Source organism: Pseudomonas sp. MPR-R2A5 (genome assembly GCF_058793055.1).
Genome location: NZ_JBXAFK010000108.1, coordinates 1 through 1,563 on the forward strand (window position 1 = coordinate 1; position 1,563 = coordinate 1,563).

Here is a 1,563-nt window from a genome sequence, read left to right on the forward strand (position 1 = left end):
CCGGATAGATTTAAGCAAGCCAACCACATCGCCCGTTAATCAGTATTGCAAAAATGGGGGGGACCATAGATTTTTTTATAGGCTTAGAACGCGCCCATGTAGTCGCGCTTGCCCACTTCCACACCGTTGTGACGCAACAAGGCGTAGGCGGTGGTGACGTGGAAGAAGAACTGCGGCAGGCCGTAGGTCAGCAGGTAGGACTGGCCCGTGAAGCGTTTCTCTTTCGGGGTGCCTGGGCGGGTGATGATTTCGATGCCTTCCTTGCCGTCGATCTGCTCAGGCTTGATGGTGTCGACAAACGCCAGGACCTTGGCGATCAGCGCTTGCAGGTCGGCGAAGGTCACTTCGCTGTCTTCGTACTTCGGCACTTCGATCTCGGCCAGGCGTGCGGAAACACCTTTGGCGAAGTCGACCGCGATCTGCACCTGGCGCACCAGTGGGAACATGTCCGGGAACAGACGCGCTTGCAGCAGGGCGTTGGGCTCGATGTTCTTGGCGGTGGCGTGGGCTTCGGCTTTGTTCAGCACATCGCTCAGGGCGTTGAGCATTTGCTTGAAGACTGGGACGGAGGCGGCGTACAGGGAAATAGTCATGACAGTCTCATCGGTAATGGCAGGGTTGGAACCAGCGGCGATTATAGCCATGCCGAGCGCTTGTCTTTTATTTTTTCCGGCTTAGGCTAGGCGGGGGCGTTCTCAATTAGATTCCCCGCCGCGCCGGGCCTGGTCTGCTTTAAGGCGACAACGGGGTAGGGAAACCCATTGAGAACGCCCCCATTCACTGCATAGGGAAAGCGCGATGACCGCCGAGCACGACACCGACACTCCTGAGCCGCGCCTGAACAGCACGGAAATCCGCATCCTGGGCTGCCTGATCGAAAAACAGGCGACCAACCCCGAAACCTATCCCCTGACCCTCAACGCCCTGGTCCTGGCCTGCAACCAGAAGACCAGCCGCGAACCCGTCATGAACCTCAGCCCAGGCCAGGTCGGCCAGAGCCTGCGCGCACTCGAAGGCCAGGGCTTTACCCGATTGGTGATGGGCAGTCGCGCCGACCGCTGGGAGCATCGGGTAGACAAGGCGCTGGAGCTGGTGCCGGCCCAGGTGATCCTGACCGGGCTGCTGTTTTTACGCGGACCGCAGACGGTCAATGAACTGCTGACCCGCAGCGGGCGCATGCATGATTTCGAAGATGCCGAGCAAGTGGTGCACCAGTTGGAGCGCCTGATCGCACGCGGATTGGCGCTGCTGGTGCCACGTCAGGCCGGACAGCGGGAAGATCGCTATACCCATGCGCTGGGGGACCCGGCGGATATCGAGGCGATTATCGCGGCGCGGGGGAGCCCGGTGGAGCGCTCTGCCGGCGCGGTCTCGCTGGATCGTATTGAAGAGCTTGAAGCACGGATTGCGGCGCTGGAAGAGCGCCTGGCACAGCTGGAACAGGCCTGACACGGTCAAAAATGTGGGAGGGGGTTTGCCCCCGATAGCGGTGTGAAGTGCGCCCCAGAAGTTGGACACCCATCCAATTTCTGGGGCGTTTTCATGAGCAAGTACACCACGCAG

At 60.5% G+C, this 1,563-nt stretch carries 2 protein-coding genes; one reads left to right on the forward strand and one right to left on the reverse strand.

The window, feature by feature from the left end; translation table 11 throughout:
- Positions 1–83 precede the first annotated feature (83 nt).
- Complete coding sequence (locus tag AC1Q6I_RS34720; RefSeq protein WP_024074478.1) at positions 84–593, reverse strand: DUF1993 domain-containing protein; 510 nt, start codon at positions 591–593, stop codon at positions 84–86.
- 205 nt (positions 594–798) lie between these two features.
- Here AC1Q6I_RS34720 and AC1Q6I_RS34725 point away from each other — a divergent pair, with 205 nt between their 5' ends.
- Complete coding sequence (locus AC1Q6I_RS34725) at positions 799–1,449, forward strand: YceH family protein (protein ID WP_069075649.1); 651 nt, start codon at positions 799–801, stop codon at positions 1,447–1,449.
- Positions 1,450–1,563 lie beyond the last annotated feature (114 nt).